The following is a 22,569-nucleotide window of genomic DNA, read 5'->3' as shown; positions in this document are numbered from 1 at the left end:
AATGCAACATTACAAACAATGTAAGCTGTTAAATTTATTAGCGATTTAGTTAATAACTCCAATTGGTAAACTGGTCTTACCGTAAACTAAATGTAAATAAAACACACAAATATGTTGACCATTTAAGTACTGCGCAATATTATTTGTAAGCGCTTACAAAAACACATGATAAATGTAAGCGCTTACAAAAATAAACATGGTTCTTTTTAATAAGTTTAAACACACATTCTGACAACAATCTGTGAAACCGGGGTTCAGCTATGAACATTGAAAAAACACACATTGCTCGCTTACTGGCTGCTATTTCGTTAGCGTCTTTAGCTGGCTGTGGTGGCGACTCAGCCACAACATCTAATTTTGAAAATATCGACGCTTCTGAGCCAGTTTCAGATTGGCAACTAGTATGGAGCGACGAGTTTGAAGACTCAGCCATTGATACTAATAAGTGGAACTTTGAATTAAACTGCGATGGCGGTGGTAACAACGAAAAACAATGTTACACCGATAACGAAGAAAACGCCTTTATACAAGACGGTGTGTTAAACATTGTTGCCCTACCCGCGACAGAAGGCGCTGAAAAGCCCTACACTTCTGCGCGTTTAAATACCCGTTACAATGCTGATTTTACTTATGGCCGCTTTGAAGTGCGCGCAAAGCTCCCTTCGGGGCAAGGCAGCTGGCCTGCGTTTTGGATGCTACCAACCGATGAAGAATACGGTACATGGCCACGCTCAGGCGAAATTGATATTTTAGAATCAGTAAACCTAAAAACCGCTGACGAAGATGGCGGTGTTGAATCAAGCATTCATGGCACATTGCATTACGGCCGCGCTTGGCCAGATAACAGCTACACAGGCCAAGAGTACAAATTTCCTGAAGATAGCAACCCAGCAGATGACTTTCATACTTACGCAGTAGAGTGGCAAGAAGGTGAAATACGCTGGTACGTTGATGGCTACCTATATGCCACACAGCGCCAATCAGAAGTATTATATAACTCCAAAGGCGAAGCCGCAGGTTTGAAACATCGCGGTTGGTTTGCAGAGTATTTTGAACAAGGTTCTGGCGAGCTAGAAACTCATTGGGATAGCGCTCCTTACGATAAAGACTTTCACTTACTGTTAAATTTAGCAGTAGGCGGCGACTGGCCTGAAAACGTAAATGAGTTAGGCGTAGATGCCAGCGCATTTGAAAACGGCCAAACATTTGCAATTGACTACGTACGTGTTTATCAATGTGCATCAAACCCAGATACCGGCAAAGGGTGTGAAACTATTCGCCCAGGTTACGATAGCCTAGACGATGCCCTGCTAGAGGGCGAAGCGCCTATTCCTAGCCCGCCATCTACAGGTATTGCTACACCGTTAACTATTTTTGGCGACAGCTTTAACCCTAACTGGCCAGCATGGGATTGTTGTGGTGGCTCTACACCTGCAATTGTAAGTGATGAAGAGCAAGGCGACGTTGTTGAATTTACAATAGGCAGCGAGCCTACAGTGGTTGGTTTTATTAGCCGCGATGCGTTTATTACTGATGAAAACGGCGCTGCCACGCCTTTTGATGCATCACCTATGCTAGAAGAAGGCTACGTACGCTTTAAAATGAAAGTAACCAGCGCACCAAGCGTGCCAGACACACCTTGGTTTGTAAAACTTGAAAGCACAGAAGCCTCAACCGATGCTGATATGCCGCTTACAAGTAGCGTTGAAGGCCAAGCACCTGTAGTAGGTCAGTGGCAAACCTATACGTTTTTACTTTCTGACCTTGCTGACTTAGATTTAGATATCAGCGCAATTGACGTACTTATGGTATTTCCTGAGTGGGGCACGGGCGAAGGCGCAACCTTTTTAATTGACGACGTTGAAATTACACAAGACAACCTAGGCGCATCACCAGAGCTAACTATTTTTGAAGATGAGCAAAACCTAGCATGGCCAATGTGGGATTGTTGTGGTGGCTCAACGCCTATCGAAGTGGTAGATGATGAAGCGCACGGTGTAACCGCTGAATTTAGTATTGGTGCAGAGCCTACAGTAATGGGCTTTAACAGCCGTACTGAAGTAGGTGGTGCAGGTGAGTCATTTGATGCAAGCAGCATTTTAGATGAAGGCGTTATACAGTTTGACTTAAAAGTAACGTCTACTCCTAGCGACCCGTCAACTGCGTGGTTATTTAAAGTAGAGGCAAATGGTGCAACTTCATTTGCAGAACTTGAACTAACGCAAAGTGTTGAAGGTGTAGCGCCAGTGACTGGCGAGTGGCAAACTTATACATTTAAGTTATCAGATCTCGCAGGTGCAGGCCTTGATGTAAGTGCAATTGATGTACTTATGATTTTTCCGGCATGGGGCGCAGGTGAAGGCGCGGTTTACCGTGTAGATAACGTTAAAATTTACAACCCTAATGCAGCGCCCGTTGCCTCTGGTGAGCTAAACGTATTTACAGATACAGTCGCCGATCAGTGGAGCATATGGGATTGCTGTGGTGGTTCAACACCTACTACAGAAACCGACGATGATCAGCACGGCGCAGTGGCTCAGTTTAGCATTGGTGCAACACCTACTGTAATGGGCTTTTTAGCCGATGAAGACGTATCGTTTGATGCATCAGCCCTGTTAGAAAATGGCGTTGTACAGTTTGATTTAAAAGTAATAACAGCACCTTCAAACGTGGATGCACAATGGTTATTTAAAATTGAATCAATTGGCGCTTCAAGCGCAGTAGAGCTGGCATTAACGCAAAGCAATGAAGGGCAAACACCTGTTACAGGCGAATGGCAAACATACACCTTCCCTATTCAGGAACTATTTGATGCGGGCTTAGATATTAGCGCTATAAACGTGCTCATGGTATTTCCTACGTGGGATATGGGCAACGGCGCATTATACCGCATAGATAACGTGATTATCGCGAATCCATAAAAACACACTACAATAGGCGCATGGCGCCTATTGCTACACAACAACATTTTATAAAGCAGAGCTATTATGAACACATTCAATTTTAAAAAGAGCCAACTTGCGGCTTCTGTGTCTCTTATCATTGCTGCAAGCACGTTAAATACGGCCATTGCTGCCGAAGCAGACACTGCAGCATCTCCTGATGTAGAAGTTATTGAAGTAAAAGGTATTCGTGGTTCACTTATTCGTTCTATGGATATGAAACGTGATTCATCGGGCGTGGTAGATGCCATTTCAGCAGAAGAAATGGGTAAATTTCCAGATACCAATTTAGCAGAATCATTACAACGCATTACCGGTGTATCGGTGAGCCGTGCAAACGGTGAAGGTAGCCAAATTACCGTACGTGGTTTTGGCCCAGAGTTTAACTTAATTACGTTAAACGGCCGCCAAATGCCAGGCACAGGTTATACGCGTTCGTACAACCTTGAAAACATTGCCTCTGAAGGCGTAAGTGCGCTAGAAGTATTTAAAACAGCGCGCGCCGATGTACCAAGCGGTGGTTTAGGTGCTACAGTTAATATTTCTACTGCGCGCCCTTTTCAAAAGCCAGGCCAAAATTTTTCAGCCACGGTTAAAGCAAATCACGACTCATCAAACGAAGCCGGTGATGATGTAACCCCGGAGCTTTCGGCTGTTTATAGCAACACATTTGCAGATGACAGATTTGGTTTTGGTTTTTCGTTTTCGCATCAAGAACGCGACTTTCAAAAACAACGCGCCAATATTCAAGGTTGGCAAGCCAATGTTGATTTACCTGAATTAGATAGCAGTAACGTTGTTGATAACCGTACTGACCCATCAGGTAACTACTACTTCCCTAAAGACATGAACTACTCTATTGAAGATGTAGAGCGTGAACGTACTAACGGCCAAGTTACTTTTCAATTTGAACCGGTTGATGGCTTTGTAGCCACCTTAGATTACACAGCAAGTAAAGCGGTTACGGGCTCTGAAAGTATTGGTTGGGGTATTTGGAACGACTTTGGTAGCAATATTAATGGCTACGAGCTTGATGAAAACGGCACCGCTGTTTATGCCGATATTAGCGGTAACGATGCCTCGTTTACAGCCAACAAAGGCACCACAGAAGTAAAAGCACGCTCTATTGGTTTAAACCTAGAGTGGGAAATTAACGACACGTGGCACGTTGAACTTGATTACCATGACTCTAAAAATGAAACCGATAACGGCGCCGATGATGGGCTAGGCAGTACTGGCCAAGTGATTTTAGGCTCTGATCAGCTAGCAAATAAAATTTACGATTACCGCACAGGCGAAATCCCAAGTGCTCAAGTTAACTGGTTAAACGGCACAAGCGAATTAACGCCAGGCGAAATTGACTCTAACTTTAGCCAATTTACGCACTCGCCGGGTGAATCAAACATTGAGCAATTACAATTACATACCACTTGGTACAATGAAAACTTTGATATTGGCCTAGTTAAAGTAAAATTTGGTGCATCGCGCACTGAGCAAAACACCGGTGGTTACACTGCATGGAGTGGTTTAGTAGGTGGCCCTGGTTTTAACCCATCGTACACAGAAATATTCCCAGACAGCATGTTTACTCGCCACGATACGTCGGGCCTTTTAGATCAATTTGATGGTGGCGGCAGCAACTTACAACCAGGTTACTACTACACCTACGATTTTGACGAAGCAGTGGCTCGCCAAATGGCTTACCTAACTTCTGATGTAACCGGTGGCGATGCATACGCAGCCAATGCTTACATGGATGGTATTGATAGCGAAAGCTACGTAGAAGAAATTACAAACAGCTTTTATATTCAATCAAGCTGGGAGTTTGATGTAAGCGATTACTACGTAAAAGTAAACGCAGGCCTGCGCTACGAGCAAACAGATGTAACCAGCACAGTACGCCAACGTGTTGAAGAACAAGTAAACTGGATCAGCGCCTCAGAGTGGATAATGCAATATGCAGCCGGCGGCGATGATAACTTCTTAGAGCAGCAAGGCGATTACGACATATTATTACCGTCAATCGATGTAAGTGTTGATTTAACCGAAGACGTTGTAGCCCGTGTTTCATGGGGTAAAACTATGTCGCGTGCACCACTGGGTGATTTAGCCGGTGGCCGTAGCTTAACAGGCAGCCCAAAACCTGGCTCGCGCACGGGTAGCCAAGGTAATACAAATTTATTGCCGTTTGAATCAACCAATCTCGACTTATCATTAGAGTATTACTACGCAGAAGGCAGCTACGCCTCTGTTGGTTACTTTAAAAAAGACGTAGATAACTTTATTCAAACCACCATTACGCAAACCACGATTGAAGGCCTATACGACATTTTAAACGGCCCACGTTACTTACAAGCAGTTAGCGATATTGAATCGCGCGGCGAGCAAGCAACCACCGATGCTATTTTTGCGCAAATGATTAGCAATGGTTATGGCAATGCGAATGGCGTCATTGAGCCAAATAGCGATGACCCACTTATGGTATGGAACATAAGCCAACCACAAAACACCGACAGCAAATCGGTAGATGGTTTTGAAGTGGCTGTTCAGCACTTAATTGGCGAAACTGGTTTTGGTGTAGGTGTTAACGCCACGTTTGTAGATGGCGATGTAGAATTTGATAGCGAAAGCCTAGACCAACAAGCTCCGCTTACAGGTTTAAGTGACTCTGCTAACTTTCAAGGCTTTTACGAAAAAGACGGCCTATCGGTTAAAATTACTTACGCATGGCGCGACTCGTACTTAATTGGTGTAGGCCAGGCACAAGGCTCAGCCGATGCACCACCGCAATATGCTAAAGCCTACGGCCAATGGGATATGAGCGTTAACTACGATGTAAACGAAAACGTAACCGTATTTTTTGATGGCATAAACTTAAATAATGCCACCGAAGAAGGCTACGGCCGTTACGAAGAGCAGTTCTTATTTGCTAATCAGTACGGCCCACGCTACTCAATTGGTGCCCGTTACACGTTTTAAACTATTCCCTAGTTAGAATAGTTAAGCCGCTTGTTTCAACAAGCGGCTTTTTTATAACGCTTTTATTTGCTCAAGCAATACATTGGTTGTCCAATCAATGCCGTTATATGCCACATCGGGCTTATAAAAATCCCCTGCCCCTCGCGCTCTGTTTACGTATACTTTGTTAGGTACAATCACTTTACCTATTCTTTTTAAAAGTTACCGCTGCTTTATTTTATTAAAGTACTGACATCCATTAGGTGTATTACAAACTTTGGAAAGCCTAAATAAAGTAACAAAGGAGTAATTCACTGTCCTAAAAACACGTTTAAACCAACGAGAAAATGTTAATACTTTAAAAATTTAATTTTGCCAAATTAAGGCATGACACTCTTAATATCTGAAAATAACATTATTTATTTGAGCTAATAGTTAATCAAATTTTGATGTGGTTTTAGTAAAATTCCCCTTAAGCCAATCCATGAAAAATTAATTAGCTAAAAAATCTAATATCGTGCGATTTACTTGGTCAGCTTGATCAACGGTTAAAAAATGCCCTGCGTCTTGAAGTTTCATAGTCTGTACTTTATCTAACATTCTTTTTGCACGCTCAAGGCTATCTTGATTGTTCATTATGTCTTTGTCGCCGATCATCACCAATGTAGGCAGGGTAATTTTCTGTAGCTGTAAATCTGAAAATGGTTGCATTTCGGTAATTAAATCTGGTATTGGGTTGCTATCAAGCGCCGCCACGTATTGGTCCAAGTAAATAGAATTAATCATGTGTGCTTTGGTAGATAAAGATTTCAAGCTCTCATGAGCCTCATCCCGCACAGGGTTTAACGTAAACAAAATACTCGACAGTAAGTCACCGCTAAGTTCAATCCAACTGAACGTTTGTGCAGGGCTAAGTAGTACTAACCTTTGAATACGCGATAATTCATTATTTGATTCAGCCAATGCAATAGCAACCGCCTGCCAACCTCCTCGCGAGGCGCCAACTAGATTGAGCGAGTCCAATTGCAATAGATCAAATAATTCTTGGTACCAACTTACCACTTGATCCATTCCAGAGATATTTGCTTGAGTATGTGAAGCACCCGAGCCAAGAAAATCGTCAATAGCATAAACTCGATAGCGCTCGGAAAGAGCCGCTATATTAGGGTACCACATAGCCGAGTTCGCTTGCATACCATGCAATAGAACGATAACTTCTGCATCTAGAGGCCCTGCAACAATTACTCGAGCCTGACCAAATGAAGTAGGGATACTTAGCTCACGATAAGCTACTGGCCACAAACTTAAAGCACGACGATAAAGCTGTTCATTTGATAAATTTTCTGCCGATAATTTTTGCAGCTCCGCATTTTCTAAATGACGTCCAGGTATTAGATAAGCCTGCTGTTTAGAAGTCACTTTTACCTTATCGCTAAACAAATCGCTCACAACCAGTAATGATAGTATGGTAAGTATTGATAATATGCCTATCCAGATTTTCATTCGTACTCCTGTATATCAGATGCATTGATATTTTTAATACCTCAGCTAGACCTGAGACCCAGTATCGACAAGAGACATAGTACTTTACAATTTTTTTAGTTTAAATGCCTTTGAGCTGAAATTACCATCTTCACTATGCCTTCTTACCTTTTTGCAATCAACTTAATACACTATAATACTGCTGGCGCATAACTAAAATCCAAAACTGATTCTCGATGGTTTGGTACAGCGTTCATCGGTGGAAAAAGCCTACGGCCAATGGGATATGAGCGTTAACTACGATGTAAACGAAAACGTAACGGTATTTTTTGATGGCATAAACTTAAACAATGCCACCGAAGAAGGCTACGGCCGTTACGAAGAGCAGTTTTTATTTGCTAATCAGTACGGCCCACGCTACTCAATTGGTGCCCGTTACACGTTTTAAACTATTCCCTAGTTAGAATAGTTAAGCCGCTTGTTTCAACAAGCGGCTTTTTTATAACGCTTTTATTTGCTCAAGCAATACATTGGTTGTCCAATCAATGCCGTTATATGCCACATCGGGCTTATAAAAATCCCCTGCCCCTCGCGCTCTGTTTACGTATACTTTGTTAGGTACAATCACTTTCCCCAACCTTGAAGGTAAATCAGCTAAGCGTACTTCCATATACATAGAATCAGCACTACTTGGTGCACCGAATAACGTTGTATTTTCAAAAAGCTTAAACTTATCAAGCGCATCTAAACAAGCACTGGCGCACTGCGGTGGAACAATAACAAACACCTTGGTTTTAAAGTCACTAGTTAAAGGCTTTTGTGGTATGTTATTTGGCGTATTAGTTTCTTGCTCTACATAAAATGGATCACCACTTTTAAGTGATAAAGCCATACCCGCAGCTGTGATTTTAAATATTTTCAATAATTCAGGCTGATTTTTTACAACCTCTAATAAAGACACTACATGGTCGGTATTACCCTTTGATGCTCTCCACCACACTTGCGTGTTTTGAGAAGTATTATTTACTTTTTGTTCTACTATTTTTTTACCCCATAGTTCTTTGGCTATTTGTGAGCTCCAATAAGATGAGCCACCTTGGTTATGGCGCAAATCTAACACCACGGCTTTTGCAGTAAGTAACTTGCTACGCTGCTGTTGTATTTTTTCAAACACTTTATTGTAGGCAGCAGTTTGCTTTTCGGTTGATGAAAAGCTAGGCATAGCAATCCACGCAATACTTTTTTCAGGCCAGGTTAAATCAATGGGGAGTTCATCACCGTTGTAGGCATTTTCTAAATGCTTACTGACTGACTTAGGCCTTACAGACCAATTTAATACGTGTGTATAGGTATCGCCATTGGCTTTAACAAATTCGCATTCTTTTAAAGGAGTTAAAAATGGGTTGCCCTCGTCAATGAGTAACCGCCAACCTTGCTGCCACCAATGGCCAGGTTGTGCAACTTGCCCATAAAACTTAAACACTCTCTCACGTATTAAGGTCTCGGTGCTTTGCCCATCACATTGGCTTACAACGTCGCCTTTGCTAATACTTTTGTTTTCACTGTAATACACTTTTAGCGCATCCCCTCGCCACACAGTTCTAAAGCCCGGCCAGCGGCGCGCGGGTCTATCTACGCTTGAAAACGCACCGGCGTGGCCATCTTGTAAAATAGTGCTAAAACGAGAAATTGCCGCTGCATGAACCTGCGGCCCACTCGCTTGAGCCGACAATGTAAGTGCTTCTGCTTTTGCTTTTTTTAATAAGTCAGGGAACGTTGGATTATTAACATCAAACATGCCTGGGTGATTTTTTACCGATATGCTGTAAGCAGCTTCAATATCACGCTCAGTAACACTGCGCCATTGCTCTGGAGTTTTAGGAGTAAGCGATAATTCGGCCATGCTCAAGGTAGGCGTAATTAATAAAGCGCTCAATAAAGTACGGCTAACTATTTTTGTTTTTATGTTCATGAAAATCCATTTTAAATTAAGTTATATAATTACTGTAAACTCATTTGGTAGAACTAAAAATACCTTAAATCCAATAAGTTTAAGCAATTTTTACAGCAATAACTTAGCAACATTGAAAGCAGCTAGTAATAAGTAACATTTAAAATGAACCGGCTTTAAATTTAGGGCAACAGCTTACTTAGCGGTTTGTTCAATTTTGGTTTGTAGTAGTGTTATGCGGGCGTTGAGTTTTCTAAAGCTATACTGTGAATAGAAAAAATTTAAAAAGAAAGCAGCAAAACCTGAACAAGCAAGCCCTATCAATGGGCTGAAATAAAACATTAACAACAAAACAATAACAGCCATCGCTATCGTAAGTCCCAAATAATGAGATGCACTAAATAACTTTCGGTTATTTTTTTCAAGCTGAACTATGTGAGAATCTATATCCATTAAAAATTTCCTTTTAACAAACCAACGTTAACTATCTTGAGCTTTAGGTAGCTACATAAGCAGCATCTAAAGAAGTCCATTCATTCCACTGCGCCTTTGTTAATCGATATAACTGTACGGCACGACCATGAAATTCATGATTGCTATAATCTGTAAAGCCAATTTTCTTTGCTACTCTCAATGACGCAATATGCTCAGGTTCAATAATAACAACGACCGATTGATGAGTAGTTTGAGTAAACACATACTTTAAAACACTTTTAGTCGCTTCGCAGGCTAAGCCTTTATTCCAAAAATCGACAGCTAATCGATACCCTAAATTAGGCTCTTCGTTACCCGCAACACTTTGTGGGGAAATACCACAAAATCCAATCAATAAATCGCTGTTTTTATCTATTAGTGCCCATGGGCCCAAATCATATGAATCGTAGCATTGTAAACACCACTTTATAAATTCACCAGTTGCGGCTTCATCGCACACACCACGAATTGAGTATTTCATTACTTCATCGTCACTAAGAATTTTACTTAATGCCGGCACATCATCAATTGAAAACTGCCGAATAAGCAACCTTTGGGTTTCACAAATTTTCACTCAAACCTCCTTGTAATTACAGCTAAAAACTTTCAAAAACCAAGTAATTAAGGTAGGTCTCTCAGTTATTTAGTTCTTTTATGTTTCGAATGCCACATAAAGTATCCAAATAATATGCCTATTAAAGAAAATATTATTAAAGATGAAATGATTCCATCAAAAAAATCTTGCTCACCTGTAAGGTACATGATTAATTGAAATAAAATAGCTGTAGGAATTCCCCAGCCTAATGGGCCTCTTAGTAAAATAAAACGGAATTTAATAACGTTTATATTCATAAGTTTCCCTTGATTTATAAGCCCAAATAATGAGCTAAAATCAACACAATGCTGATGTATTTCTTAGATTGACAAGCCTAACGTTTAAAGAAATGATAGGCACTAGTGATTGTTTTAAATTAATGCTATTGAAAAAACACTTAACCAACTTAATTGAATACCATAAGAGATACGTTGATAGGTACCAGGTTTACTTTGTAGTTTTATTGCTTTAGCCATAGCAAACAAATAATAAACTGTAGCGATAACAGAAACAATTGAAAAAACACGAAAGTATAGAGAGATAACTTCTGTGGTTGGACTAATAGCTATTAATATTGGTGCTACAACCAGCGAAAGTAACATAATAAAACCAGCCCAAGAATGTACCTTGCAGCTAAAAGTTGGATGTTTAGTAAATGGGTCAGCATCCATAGGAAAATAACCCGCAACCCAGGTACTAATACCATGCACTATAACTAACCAACCAGCAATATTAACCAATTGCGCCAAATACCAGCTCCGCCTTAAATTCATCACCCCACTCAGCCATTCTGTACTTTCCTCTTATGCAGGCTTTCTTGGGGTGTAATTTCGCCACATTAAAACATAACCATATGATAATAAATGAATTTTCAGCTTCATCATCTTTTCTTATTCGACAGTCATCCTCTTTATAATGAAACCAAATAAGATGAAAACCTCACTTCAGCACGTTAATGACACTATACACAATGAGTTTTAACGATTAATTCTGCTCACTTTAATCAAATTATCGTAAAAGTACGATTTTGCCCTGTAATTATTAATTAAGGGCAACAGTTTTTCAGTTGGACTACCACTTGCTTCTAATTTTATTGTAGTTGCAAATGCTCTATAAAAAATTGCCAGCGTTTTTCAACAAAATATGGATTGGCGTCCAATACATGTCCCATCTTAGGCATAATTAACAAATCAAAATCTTTCTTTGCCTTAATAAGCTTATCAACTAACCGTAACGTTGCCGATGGGTGAACATTGCTATCTAGCTCTCCATGTGCAAGTAGCAACTTACCTTTGAGGCGTTCAACGTTAGTATAGTTAGATTGCTGCTCCCAATGTTCGGTCATTGGCCAGCCCATCCAAAGCTCATTCCAACCCGCTTTATCAACTCTAAAATCATGATTTCCAGAAGCGCTTACTCCTGCCTTAAAAAAACCATCATGGCGAAGCAGTGCTTGCACCGTATCATATCCTCCGGCACTAAAACCAAAAATACCAACTCGATCAATATCAATGAAGCGATGCCTTTTAGCCAGTTGCTTAATTGCCCAAACATGATCATCGGTGCCACCTGCTAAGTTTTTATAACTAAACCGATGAAAAGCCCGACCACGTTTGCTGGTGCCTCGGCCATCCATTTTAATGACAATAGCACCTAACTCCGCTAACGCAGGTCGCTGGTTCATAAAAGTAGCAAACGACTTGGGGGTAAAAAAATTATGCGGCCCAGTATAGGTATCATCAATTATCGGGTATTTTTGATTTTCATCGAAATCGCTCGGTTTATACATTAATCCATATAAGGGAGTAACACCATCTTCAGCTATCACCTTAAAGGGCTCCGGTGGTTGCCAGCCAATCTGGAACAACTCACTTACTTGTGCTTCATCAAGCTTAACAAGTTTCTCTCCTGTATTCGCATCTCTTAACCAAGACTGTGTTGGGGTCTTAGCATCAGAGTAGTTATCAATAATATAATTTAAATCCGGCGATAATCGCGTATCATGCTCAAATGGCTCCGGTGTCAATAATTTGAGATTTGAACCATCAAGATTTACACGGTAGAGATGCCTTAAATAAGGATCTCTATTGCTCTCTCGACCTGACGCTTCAAAATACAGCACACCATTTTCTTCATCGACTGCGCGAATAACCCTAACTGTGAAATCACCTTTAGTAATTGGGTTTATTAACTTGCCTGTGGCTAAGTCATAAAGATATAAGTGTTGATATCCTGTGCGTTGTGAGCTCCAAATAACCCGCTCTGAATTATCAAGGTAGTATGCGGTTTGTACCCAAGGATCGATGAATTCTTCATCTATTTCTTTAATGACTGAAACGACTTTGTTCTCTTTAGCAACAACTTTACGTAAATATAGCTCCTGGTTACCACGGCGACGATCTTGATAGTAAAAGTCACCATGATGCCATTGGCCCCAAACTGCCGTTCCATAATAAGTCTGCATTATTTTAGGTGCTGTCATTAAGCTTGCTTTGTGCCTAGCAACATCAACTAAAACTAGCTGACCCATTGGTAACTTAACATCACCAGCCTGAGGATAGTAATAGCGAACTGCATTAACGTTAAAATCTTTATCTGCAACACTATCCGTTAATGTTAACTGGTTAACACCTTGTCTAAAAAGCTTATAACTAATAAAGTATTTACTGTCTTTTGACCAGTAAATACCTAATCGCTTTTGCTCATCAAAAGCTTCATTTGATAACTTTTCTTCAGGGTAAGGGTTGGCAACAGCATAAGGTGTCGCTTCACTACCATCAGTTGTAAGCTGTTTGCAAAAGTGAGTTGGAGTTTCGCATAAAAACAAATTATAGTTTTCTACTTTTGCATAATATTGCTCATCTGGTGACAAGTAATCAATATGTACTTTTTGACTAGAAGTTTTAAGCTTATTCAACTCGCATGCATATTCTGCAATCGTAATATCACATAAAAACTCTTCACCTTTGAAGTCAAATTTTAGTTTACCATTTGACAAACTAACACGCTCCATTGGTGAATCATGCCAAATAACAGCTTCTGCAGTGTCTAATGCTTGTTCTAGCTTCGCCTTGTTGAACAAGGCTTTTTTTTGAAAATTGGTTGTTGATACTAAAACGAATTCCTGTCCATGTGCTAGAGAATAACGTTCAAACCAAAAGTGTTTGTCATTATCCTGAAGCCAATTAGGCGTTAACTGTAGATTATGTACTTTTTTACGTAAGCTCTCAGCGCTATATTGTCGGGCTTGAGCTATATGCGTATTGCTTTTCTTCGAAAACGAAGGCGTATTTTGGCAACTTATTAGTAGTAGTGTAGATAAAACAAGGAGAAGTTTTTTCATTATTTTTCCAAAACCTATCAAGTTATAAGCATAGGTTGTTTCAAATTAAATTTATTTTATTCGACAAATTAATAATATTAAGCCAACAATTAACGTGTTGGCTTAATATTAAAAATATACAATGATATCAAGCTATAACTCGTTAAAAACGATAACTTGCTGTAACAAAGTACTCCAAGCCAACCGCGTTATATTTAGAAATATCAGCAAAAGGCCACCACTCTTCTGATTCATGTTGATGCGGCTTTTTATCGAATAAATTAACAATTGACATACTAATATCTAAGTCATCATTAACATGATAATTCATATTAAAATTGTATCGTGTCCAAGCGCTGTAGCGTTCGTTCTCGTCATCAGACCATCTTACTGGAGATGTACCTAAACGGTTTGCAAAAAGTGTTAATGAAATATCATCATTATACCAACCTAATGTGGCCGTAGTATGCGTACGAAACTCTCTATTCCATTGTAGATCCCTAATATCTTCTATCTCATCTTCAGGTAAAAACCTTTCATTCGTTTCAAATATATGGGTGTAATCAATGTTAAAGAAAATCGCACCAAAATCACCTAAGCCATAATTAAATTTAGATGAGATATCCATGCCTTTTTGTTCGCGCTCACCAGTATTGAACGGACTAGTGATCGTTGAGAGTATGGTATCTCCCTGCGGTCCGCCTCTAGATACGCGACTGAGCATTTCTTGACATCGGGGTGAATCTTTATCAACCGCTTGTCCTGACTCATTAAAGCCAACAATACACTCAGCTTCATATCGCAATACAGTACTAGCACCTAAATTCCCTATTTTTTTCTCCAAACTAATTTCATAGTAATCTGCGGTAATCGACCAATTATCAGTGATATTAGCCACAAAACCAACGTTCAAACTATCTCCGGTTTCTTCTTCAAGCGACAAGTCTCCTTGGGAGTTTTGGCGAACGCCTGATGTACCATAGTTGTCACTACAGCCTGACCAAGTTTGTCCTGAAGTGAGTTCCTCACTTTGCACGCATTTCAGGTAGTCAGTAGGGCTAGCAAATGAAGAACTTTCCCCCGCATACATATAATGCATATCAGGTGCTCTAAATGATGTTGAATAAGAGCTTCGGATCATTAAATCTTCGATCGGTTTCCATGTAAAACCGACTTGATAAGTAAATGCACCACCGACATCTGACTCATCATCATAATAATCATAACGACCAGCAAGAATACCTTCTAGCGCACCTATGCTACTGTCTTTACTAGCTAGCGGAATAGATAACTCTAATCCTAGGGCATAATGGTCACGGTCTCCTTCACCTGTAATACCACTCCAACCCCATATATCGCCTTGCACCGTTTTTTGATCGGTATCAAATTCATAGCCTTCTTTCATATATTCTGAAACAAATGCAAATTGTAAATCTCCGGCAGGTAGTTGCATTACACTACCGGTAAGATCAAACGCTAAACTATATAAATAGGAATCGCCGTCACCAACAGATTTATGTGTCACATCGTTAAACATATCGGGAGTTAACGCACCAAAAAAATCAATACCAGCGGGTTCAAAATTATCATTTAATTGAGAAGCATTAACGACAGCCCATCGAGATCCTTCCCACGGTTGATCCCAATCAACACCTTTTTCACCAAAAAGTAGGCTGAGCATTTTTTGATCATCAAAACGAATAACAGAATCTTCATAATTATATTGGCTGGCAGTCAAGGTAAGAGAGTAATCAAAGTCGTTGGCAATCACTCCCTCAATACCAAAAATACCCACTAAAGAAAGTTCCTCAAACGACTGGTTGGACGTGGGTACTTCAAAATTTCTGAAGGCACGCCAAGCATGCCGACTGCCTTGCCAAGTACTGCCGTCATTTATATCGGTACGAACATCGTAATCAGTAGCAAAACTATAACGATAAATGCCTGCATCACCTTCTGACTGTGTGCCAAGTAAAGTTGCAAATAATCGGCCATCCTCAGTCTCATATTCAAGATTTACAAATGCAGACTTTTTATCACGCTCGTTACGAATAGTATTGGTACCATAAGTATTATCACCACAGTAATATGGATCTGGGTCAAAATGAGAGCGCCCAGGAGGCTGAACGTCTTCATAACCTAGCGGCTCACATCGGCCTGATAAGTCCATCATCATAAATGAATCTGGCTGCCACCTAGCCCAGTAACTCATAACTTGAGAGGTGCCATGACGGTCTACATTTGGCCCATCAGTAGGTTCATCAAACCAATCTCTATCATCACCATAAATGGGGTCTCGTTGGTCAAGTTCAAATACAGCCGTGTAGCTCAATTTATCCAATTTACCGCCAGTACTTAGCGTCAACTTCTTACTTTTACCTCCACCATCTTTCGTATCGCCATAACGCATTGTAACTTTGTTATAATCAAGGTTATCTTTTAAAATAACGTTAACGACCCCTGCAACGGCATCAGAACCATAAATAGCTGAAGCTCCACCACTTAGTATTTCAATACGCTGCACAGCCTCGGTAGGAATCATAGCAAGATTTACTATATTGCCACCCACACCTCCAGAAGGCTTAGGTAATATCGGGATCCGCCGTCCATTAACTAAGGTTAATGTATAGCCGGCTCCAAAGCCTCGTAAGTTTATCGCTTGAGCATTAGCATTAAAATTATTGCTGCTTTCTTCACCTACAAATATTCCCGTATTTTGTGCTAGTGTGTCGAGTGCATCAAAAACATTCGCATGGCCTTGTAATGCAATATCGGCAGCTGAAATAGTAACAATTGGCGATGCCCCTTCAAAATCAGTTCTCTTAATCCGAGACCCTGTAACTTCTATGACTTCAACGTCATTTTCTGCAGTGTCTTCAGATTCAGCCTCTGCAGCCAGAGCTCCGGAACTAACTGTACTTAAAACCATGCCAATAGCTAATGCCAGTATTTTTTTACGTGGTTCGATTCTATTATGTACTTCATTTTCCATTTCTATCCCTCTTTATATCTTATTAATTTTATTTCTTATTAGTTGAATATTTTTTAACCTTAAAAACAACTCATATTAACATACATTACATTTAATATATTGTATACAATATATTCAACTCTTTGGATAATTTAAATCAATTAATGATCAGTCTTAGGTTCGAATATTAAGTGCGACTTTTTAGATTAAGTGGCCAGCTGTTGTGGTTCGGCTATTGAATCGCCCCGTGTTTGCCTGAGACTCAATAACTTGAGAAACTGGGGTGTACACCAGAAACACATATAGCATGGGTTAAGAAGTCTCAAGCTTAACCGTCTAAACTCTCTTCTTACACTCAATCAGCTGAAGAGCTGACTGGCTACTTTAGAGCGTGAGAATAAAGAACTAAAGCGAACGAATGATATTTTGAGGCAAGCTGCCGCTTTTTTCGCCCAAGCGGAGCTCGACCGCAAACAGAAATAAGCGTGGTTTTTATAGATACTTATCGTGAGCATTTCAGTGTCGAGTCAATTTGCAAAGAATTGCCCATTGCACCTTCAACGTATTACGCCCACAAACAGCGACAGAGGCAGCCAAAGCGACTATCTAACCGCAAAAAGCGTGATGTTGAGTTGATGATACTCATTCGCCAATGAGTGGGAAGATAACATGTCTGTTTATGGAGCAAGGAAAATATGGAAACAACTGCAACTTGACGGCAATCAAGTAGCCCGTTGTACTGTTGAGCGACTAATGAGAAATACGGGTATCCAAGGTGCTCGCCGCGAAAAAGCATGTAAAACAACGATACCAGATGAGCAACAAGATAAGCCAAAGGATTTGGTTAATCGTCAATTTACGGCAGAGCAGCCAAATCAACTTTGGGTCGCTGATATCACCTATGTTGCTACGTGGAGCGGATTTGTTTTCGTGGCCTTAGTGATAGATGTATTCTCACGGTACATCGTAGGCTGGCGTGTACCAAAGACGATGCATACAGACTTGATTCTTGATGCGTTAGAGCAAGCCATTTGGCATCGTGGTGATCCAAAAGGACTGTTTCACCTAGCGATAGAGGGAGTCAATATTTACCCATAAGATACACTGAACGACTTGCTGAAGCAGGGATTCAAGTATCTGTAGGCAGTGTCGGTGATTCTTACGATAATGCAATGGCTGAAACGATAAATGGTTTATTTAAAAAAGAAATTATTCGCAGGAATGGCCCGTGGAAAAATGCTGATGCCGTTGAATAAGCAACTTTAGAATGGGTCAGTTGGTTTAACAAACTGGTCTGAGATGAACTCGGGGCGAATTATAAGAGAGCTATCTAAGAAGGTCACACAACGTCACATGTATAGCGTTTCTTCTTCGCCATCATCTAATATGAAAATAAACTGAATACTATAGTATTAACTCAAGAGCTAACATGCCGCTGTTAAATTAGCCCTAAAGAAAAATGATCCATAGATATAGGATAATTAACTACAAATTTAATACTATAGGTATTAAGGTTAAAAAAAGCGCTGCAAATATGCAGCGCCCTCATCACTTAATGGTTGTTGTGTTTAAGTTTGAATTGCTTTATTAGAAAAAGCCGAGTGGATCTTCGCTATAGCTCACTAATAAATTTTTAGTTTGTTGGTAGTGATCGAGTGCGAGTTTGTGTGTTTCGCGCCCTATACCTGATTTTTTATACCCACCAAATGCAGCATGTGCTGGGTACATGTGGTAACAGTTGGTCCACACCCGGCCAGCTTCAATTTTGCGCCCCATGGTATAAGCACGGTTCATGTTTCGGCTCCACACCCCTGCGCCTAAGCCAAATTCTGAGCTATTGGCAAGTTCGAGTGCTTCAGCTTCATCTTTAAAGGTCGACATAGAAATAACAGGGCCAAAAATTTCTTCTTGGAACACACGCATGTCGTTTGTACCTTTAAGCAGTGTAGGTTGTATGTAATAACCACCGTTTAAATCGTCATTTAGCTGCTCTACGTTTCCGCCGGTGAGTACTTCAGCGCCTTCTTTTTTGCCTATGCCTATGTAACTAAGTATTTTATCAAACTGTGCTTTTGAAGCTTGAGCGCCCACCATGGTTTCGCTGTCGAGTGGGTTACCACGTTTAATTTGTTGGGTACGTTCGAGTATGCGCTCAATAAATTGCTCGTATATATCTTCTTGAATAAACAATCTTGATGGACAGGTACATACTTCGCCCTGGTTAAAGTAAGCAAGCACGGCGCCTTCTATGGCTTTTGATAAAAACGCGTCGTCTTTTTCCATTACATCATTAAAAAATATATTGGGCGATTTACCGCCAAGTTCTACCGTTGAGGGAATAATGTTTTCAGCAGCACATTTTAAAATATGAGAGCCGACAGGTGTAGAGCCTGTAAATGCAATTTTAGCAATGCGCTTACTTGTGGCCAGTGCTTCGCCTGCTTCTTTACCAAACCCATTTACAATATTGAGCACGCCTGCAGGCAGTAACTCACCAATAATGTCCATTAAAACTAAAATAGATGCTGGTGTTTGCTCAGCTGGTTTTAGTACCACACAGTTACCTGCAGCAAGTGCGGGTGCAAGTTTCCATGCGGCCATTAAAATAGGGAAGTTCCACGGGATAATTTGCCCAACCACACCTAACGGTTCGTGAAAATGATACGCCACCGTGGTTTCGTCAATTTCGCCAATACTGCCATCTTGAGCACGCAAGCAACCGGCAAAGTAACGAAAGTGGTCCGCAGCAAGTGGAATATCCGCGGCGAGGGTTTCGCGAATGGCTTTACCGTTATCCCATGTTTCGGCCACTGCAAGTAGCTCTAGATTTTGTTCAATGCGATCAGCAATTTTTAATAAAATATTACTGCGCTCGGTCACTGAGGTTGTGCCCCACTGCGTTTTTACGGCATGCGCTTTATCAAGCGCCAAATTAATATCGTCTTTGTCAGAGCGGGGAATTTTACAAAACACTTTGCCATTTACAGGGCTAATATTCTCAAAGTATTGGCCATTAACGGGTTCAACCCACTCGCCGCCAATATAGTTACCATACTGCTGTTTAAATGTGATGAGTGCGTCTGCTGTGCCTGGATTTGCGTAAATCATATGTGTGTTCTCTTGTTGTTGTTAGCTAAAAGTCTAAGCCGAAATACCAGCAACTTGTTAGAGTAATGTAGCTAGTTGCTTTATATTTAATCGGTATTGATTGACATTAGACTATTAAGCGCTTAAAAACTTGATTAGCAGTCCAAAAAAATTGTCTGTGAGTCCAAACGATTTAATCATTAAAAAGGCTGATTATGTATTCGTCACAGTTAAATAAAAAACGCCAACAACTTGATGTACTTATTGAAAACAAAGTGAGCTTTGCTGCCGACAACAGCGAACTGAGTATTTATGATACTTATAAAAGTGCGCAAAAAGTGGCGCTGCATTCAAACGAATTACTGTTTTGTGCCATGCTCAGTGGCAAGAAAATTATGCATGTTGATAATAGTCATTATCATAAAGCGTTTTTACCCCACGAATCGTTTGTATTAGCGCCCGAGCAAGGGGTGCTGATTGATTTTCCACAGGCAACTCTCAACTCACCTACCACCTGTTTAGCGATTGAAATCAGCACAGATAAAATAACCAATGTGGCTAATGCGCTTAATATGCAGCAAAACTTTGCTAGTGATACCTTATTTGAATACAGCCCTAATTTAGTGCATACCCAACATAATGCGCAAACTCAGCAGTTATTAGAGCGAATGGTGCATTTATTTAGTGAGCAAGGCGCCGAGCGACACTACCTAATTGATTTATCGTTAAACGAATTGATCACCCGTTTACTGCAACAACAAAGCCGCGATTTATTAATGGCCAACTGCGATAAACTGCGTCTAAAAAGTAACGTGAGTGATGCACTGCAATACATTGAAGAGCATTTAAGCGACACACTCGACATAGACACATTATGCAAAATAACTTGTATGAGTCGTAGTAAGTTTTACCAGCAATTTAAACTCGCTTTTGGCACCAGCCCTGCGCTTTGGCAGCAACAACTTAGGCTTAAAAAAGCCCGCACGCTTTTATTAGAAGGCCAAGCTATAAGTAAAGTGTGCTACGACCTTGGTTTTAATAGCGCCAGCCACTTTAGCCGCTTGTTTAAACAAACCTTCGGGATTGCACCTAAACAGTGTGGGCATTAATAGCTAATACTTTACTAAGTGGTTAAAAGCGCAGTCATATTTTAATAACAATACTATAATAGCTTACAATACATAAACTTATACCTGCCAGTAACCACACTATGCCGTAGTTATGCCATAAGAAAGCGTTATAGTAGACTTGATGAGGGTTGTGCTTATCCACCAATAGCGTGCATTGCTTACCCTGCTTAAAACGCCACATCATATTTTCGTTATAATCAATTAATATACTGCACACTTGATCATCAAAACGAAAGCTCACTAGCATCGTTGGCTGATGTAAAAGCTCTGGCGCTGTTATTTGATTATTTGTCGCTGCCGTTATTTGTTCTATATGACACACTCGCCAATGGCGTTTATTAACTTTACATTTTAACCAACGAACAAGTGGCAACAAGCCTATTAGTATAAATAAACCCCCTAACCCTAGCAGTACCATACATTCACCTTCATTTTAATTAATTTTTTGGTAAACAAAATGAGTAAATAAATCACTCAACGTTCTACCTACTGATTTAAATACTGTTATTTTTTGTCTACTTTTTCGAACAGGTATATTTTGTTTGGCTAAATAAGCCAGTTCAACACACGGCAAGCTCAGTAAATATACCTTCTTGCATTGGTAACAATAACTTACCAGTTTCATTTAATATATTAATTACTACCTATAAATAGACTGCTACGAGTAATTGTGGAAGTATCTTTTTGGACGACCTGATGTAGTTCGCGCCACTAAACTTAATAGCGTGGCAGTGGTCATTTAGTAAATTACCATAGCCATGAGCCATCAAAACTAGAGGCTCCTTTGAAATTAGAAACACCAGGAGCTGCAGTACCTGGCGCTAGTAACGCAATACTCTCAAAACCAGTATTTACCGGCATTGCTTTAAGTTCAGCATCACTAAACGTTAAGCCAGAGGTGGAAGATGCCATATCTACACGACGAATTGCCGAACCTGTTACCGCGATACGCTCTATATCAGTACCAGCTTTATAAAGTTGTACATCAAGTATTATTGATTGGCCAATAGTTACCGCAACATTTTCTTCAGTCATTGCTTGATAGCCGTCTTTTACAATAGTTACATCGTATGTACCTACAGGTACGTTTCTTAATAAGTAATCACCCTCGGCGTTACTGGTAATGGTGTAAACCAACCCTTTGCTTTTGTGCTTAAATGTAATAGTTGCGCCGGTTAAATCATTCCCCGATTGCGCAACAATATGACCTTTCACAATACTACTGCCATCAACAGCGTGTGCCGCTGGCGCAATTAATAATGCTGCTGTTACCGCAGTTGCCAGCAGGGTTCTAGCACCTACGCCTCGAGTTTGTTTTTTATTATTTGTAATCATGTAAGAATTCCCTGATCTGTAGGTTTTATTGTGAGACTAACCTCGACGTAAAATATACAAAAATTACATATTGTATACAATATTAAATATGTGATAATTTTTAGTTAAAATTTAAATACAAATTAAACAAAGTCAATTGCTCTGCAAGTTTGTAACTAAAAGAAGCTTTATTAAGTATCGTAATTTAATACATGAGCTGAAGTATTTAACCTGAACTCTGGTTAAGAGATTTTCAGTGGGTACTAGGCGAAATTACTTGTAATAGCTAGCCTATTGCAAGTAGATTAAACTCAGTTTACGCTAAGAATAGCTACTTGGGGTA

General features: G+C 40.2%; 15 protein-coding genes, 2 pseudogenes and 1 other annotated feature. Of the genes and pseudogenes, 5 read left to right on the top strand and 12 right to left on the bottom strand.

Annotation, left to right across the window (positions count from 1 at the left end; translation table 11 throughout):
• Nucleotides 1-260: 260 nt before the first annotated feature.
• Together MTF68_RS05010 and MTF68_RS05005 are read left to right on the top strand one after the other, a co-directional pair.
• Nucleotides 261-2,921: a glycoside hydrolase family 16 protein gene (locus MTF68_RS05010; RefSeq protein ID WP_248461863.1), complete on the top strand. Its 2,661-nt coding sequence runs from the start codon at nt 261-263 to the stop codon at nt 2,919-2,921.
• Nucleotides 2,922-2,987: 66 nt separating this feature from the next.
• Nucleotides 2,988-5,921 (top strand): TonB-dependent receptor, encoded by a 2,934-nt coding sequence (locus MTF68_RS05005; RefSeq protein WP_248461862.1) that lies wholly within the window; start codon nt 2,988-2,990, stop codon nt 5,919-5,921.
• Nucleotides 5,922-5,972: 51 nt separating this feature from the next.
• Here the strand turns inward: MTF68_RS05005 and MTF68_RS19690 are convergent, their stop codons facing one another.
• Together MTF68_RS19690 and MTF68_RS05000 are read right to left on the bottom strand one after the other, a co-directional pair.
• Entirely contained in the window at nt 5,973-6,101 is a 129-nt protein-coding gene (locus MTF68_RS19690) for a hypothetical protein (RefSeq protein ID WP_282448194.1), read from the bottom strand.
• A 291-nt stretch (nt 6,102-6,392) separates the two neighbouring features.
• Nucleotides 6,393-7,403 (bottom strand): alpha/beta hydrolase, encoded by a 1,011-nt coding sequence (locus tag MTF68_RS05000; RefSeq protein WP_248461861.1) that lies wholly within the window; start codon nt 7,401-7,403, stop codon nt 6,393-6,395.
• A 238-nt stretch (nt 7,404-7,641) separates the two neighbouring features.
• Between MTF68_RS05000 and MTF68_RS04995 the strand changes: the two genes are divergently transcribed.
• Nucleotides 7,642-7,830 (top strand): TonB-dependent receptor, encoded by a 189-nt coding sequence (locus MTF68_RS04995; protein WP_248461860.1) that lies wholly within the window; start codon nt 7,642-7,644, stop codon nt 7,828-7,830.
• 51 nt (nt 7,831-7,881) lie between these two features.
• Here MTF68_RS04995 and MTF68_RS04990 read toward each other — a convergent pair whose 3' ends face one another.
• From MTF68_RS04990 to MTF68_RS04960, 7 genes are all read right to left on the bottom strand, one after another.
• A complete protein-coding gene (locus tag MTF68_RS04990; RefSeq protein ID WP_248461859.1) occupies nt 7,882-9,354 on the bottom strand; it encodes a S41 family peptidase in 1,473 nt (490 codons plus the stop codon).
• Between the two features lie 174 nt (nt 9,355-9,528).
• A complete protein-coding gene (locus MTF68_RS04985; protein ID WP_248461858.1) occupies nt 9,529-9,786 on the bottom strand; it encodes a hypothetical protein in 258 nt (85 codons plus the stop codon).
• A gap of 43 nt (nt 9,787-9,829) precedes the next feature.
• Nucleotides 9,830-10,381, bottom strand: coding sequence for a GNAT family N-acetyltransferase (locus MTF68_RS04980; RefSeq protein WP_248461857.1), 552 nt, complete (start codon nt 10,379-10,381; stop codon nt 9,830-9,832).
• Between the two features lie 65 nt (nt 10,382-10,446).
• On the bottom strand, nt 10,447-10,659 hold the full coding sequence (locus MTF68_RS04975; RefSeq protein WP_248461856.1) for a hypothetical protein: 213 nt from the start codon (nt 10,657-10,659) through the stop codon (nt 10,447-10,449).
• 114 nt (nt 10,660-10,773) lie between these two features.
• The gene (locus MTF68_RS04970; RefSeq protein ID WP_282448215.1) at nt 10,774-11,175 is read right to left on the bottom strand and encodes a DUF998 domain-containing protein; all 402 of its coding nucleotides are present in this window, start codon (nt 11,173-11,175) and stop codon (nt 10,774-10,776) included.
• Between the two features lie 317 nt (nt 11,176-11,492).
• Nucleotides 11,493-13,745, bottom strand: coding sequence for a DPP IV N-terminal domain-containing protein (locus tag MTF68_RS04965; protein WP_248461855.1), 2,253 nt, complete (start codon nt 13,743-13,745; stop codon nt 11,493-11,495).
• A gap of 142 nt (nt 13,746-13,887) precedes the next feature.
• Complete coding sequence (locus MTF68_RS04960) at nt 13,888-16,716, bottom strand: TonB-dependent receptor (RefSeq protein ID WP_248461854.1); 2,829 nt, start codon at nt 16,714-16,716, stop codon at nt 13,888-13,890.
• A gap of 254 nt (nt 16,717-16,970) precedes the next feature.
• On the opposite strand from MTF68_RS04960, the pseudogene MTF68_RS04955 reads away from it, so the two are divergent.
• A pseudogene (locus MTF68_RS04955) lies at nt 16,971-17,948 on the top strand (IS3 family transposase); the annotation flags it as partial.
• Nucleotides 17,136-17,252 (top strand) — a sequence feature (AL1L pseudoknot). It overlaps the preceding pseudogene by 117 nt.
• A 334-nt stretch (nt 17,949-18,282) precedes the next feature.
• On the opposite strand, the gene MTF68_RS04950 reads toward MTF68_RS04955, so the two are convergent.
• Nucleotides 18,283-19,803 carry an aldehyde dehydrogenase family protein gene (locus MTF68_RS04950; RefSeq protein WP_248461853.1) on the bottom strand — a complete coding sequence of 507 codons (1,521 nt, stop codon included), beginning with the start codon at nt 19,801-19,803 and terminating at the stop codon, nt 18,283-18,285.
• Between the two features lie 194 nt (nt 19,804-19,997).
• Here MTF68_RS04950 and MTF68_RS04945 point away from each other — a divergent pair, with 194 nt between their 5' ends.
• Nucleotides 19,998-20,891: an AraC family transcriptional regulator gene (locus MTF68_RS04945; protein WP_248461852.1), complete on the top strand. Its 894-nt coding sequence runs from the start codon at nt 19,998-20,000 to the stop codon at nt 20,889-20,891.
• A gap of 34 nt (nt 20,892-20,925) precedes the next feature.
• Here the strand turns inward: MTF68_RS04945 and MTF68_RS04940 are convergent, their stop codons facing one another.
• A complete protein-coding gene (locus tag MTF68_RS04940) occupies nt 20,926-21,330 on the bottom strand; it encodes a hypothetical protein (RefSeq protein ID WP_248461851.1) in 405 nt (134 codons plus the stop codon).
• Between the two features lie 341 nt (nt 21,331-21,671).
• A pseudogene (locus tag MTF68_RS04935) lies at nt 21,672-22,247 on the bottom strand (carboxypeptidase-like regulatory domain-containing protein); the annotation flags it as partial.
• Nucleotides 22,248-22,569: the final 322 nt, after the last annotated feature.

This window comes from Pseudoalteromonas sp. 2CM37A, from assembly GCF_023161885.1.
In the GTDB taxonomy this organism is placed as follows: Bacteria; Pseudomonadota; Gammaproteobacteria; order Enterobacterales; family Alteromonadaceae; genus Pseudoalteromonas; species Pseudoalteromonas atlantica.
The sequence above is the reverse complement of the archived record's forward strand: the minus strand, read 5'-3'. Positions and strand labels throughout refer to the sequence as shown.

Bases quoted from the DNA above. Each gene is read 5' to 3' on its own strand.
- MTF68_RS05010 (WP_248461863.1), top strand. From the start codon at position 261: ATGAACATTGAAAAAACACACATTGCTCGCTTACTGGCTGCTATTTCG.
- MTF68_RS05005 (WP_248461862.1), top strand. From the start codon at position 2,988: ATGAACACATTCAATTTTAAAAAGAGCCAACTTGCGGCTTCTGTGTCT.
- MTF68_RS05000 (WP_248461861.1), bottom strand. From the start codon at position 7,403: ATGAAAATCTGGATAGGCATATTATCAATACTTACCATACTATCATTA.
- MTF68_RS04990 (WP_248461859.1), bottom strand. From the start codon at position 9,354: ATGAACATAAAAACAAAAATAGTTAGCCGTACTTTATTGAGCGCTTTA.
- MTF68_RS04985 (WP_248461858.1), bottom strand. From the start codon at position 9,786: ATGGATATAGATTCTCACATAGTTCAGCTTGAAAAAAATAACCGAAAG.
- MTF68_RS04975 (WP_248461856.1), bottom strand. From the start codon at position 10,659: ATGAATATAAACGTTATTAAATTCCGTTTTATTTTACTAAGAGGCCCA.
- MTF68_RS04970 (WP_282448215.1), bottom strand. From the start codon at position 11,175: ATGAATTTAAGGCGGAGCTGGTATTTGGCGCAATTGGTTAATATTGCT.
- MTF68_RS04965 (WP_248461855.1), bottom strand. From the start codon at position 13,745: ATGAAAAAACTTCTCCTTGTTTTATCTACACTACTACTAATAAGTTGC.
- MTF68_RS04960 (WP_248461854.1), bottom strand. From the start codon at position 16,716: ATGGAAAATGAAGTACATAATAGAATCGAACCACGTAAAAAAATACTG.
- MTF68_RS04950 (WP_248461853.1), bottom strand. From the start codon at position 19,803: ATGATTTACGCAAATCCAGGCACAGCAGACGCACTCATCACATTTAAA.
- MTF68_RS04945 (WP_248461852.1), top strand. From the start codon at position 19,998: ATGTATTCGTCACAGTTAAATAAAAAACGCCAACAACTTGATGTACTT.
- MTF68_RS04940 (WP_248461851.1), bottom strand. From the start codon at position 21,330: ATGGTACTGCTAGGGTTAGGGGGTTTATTTATACTAATAGGCTTGTTG.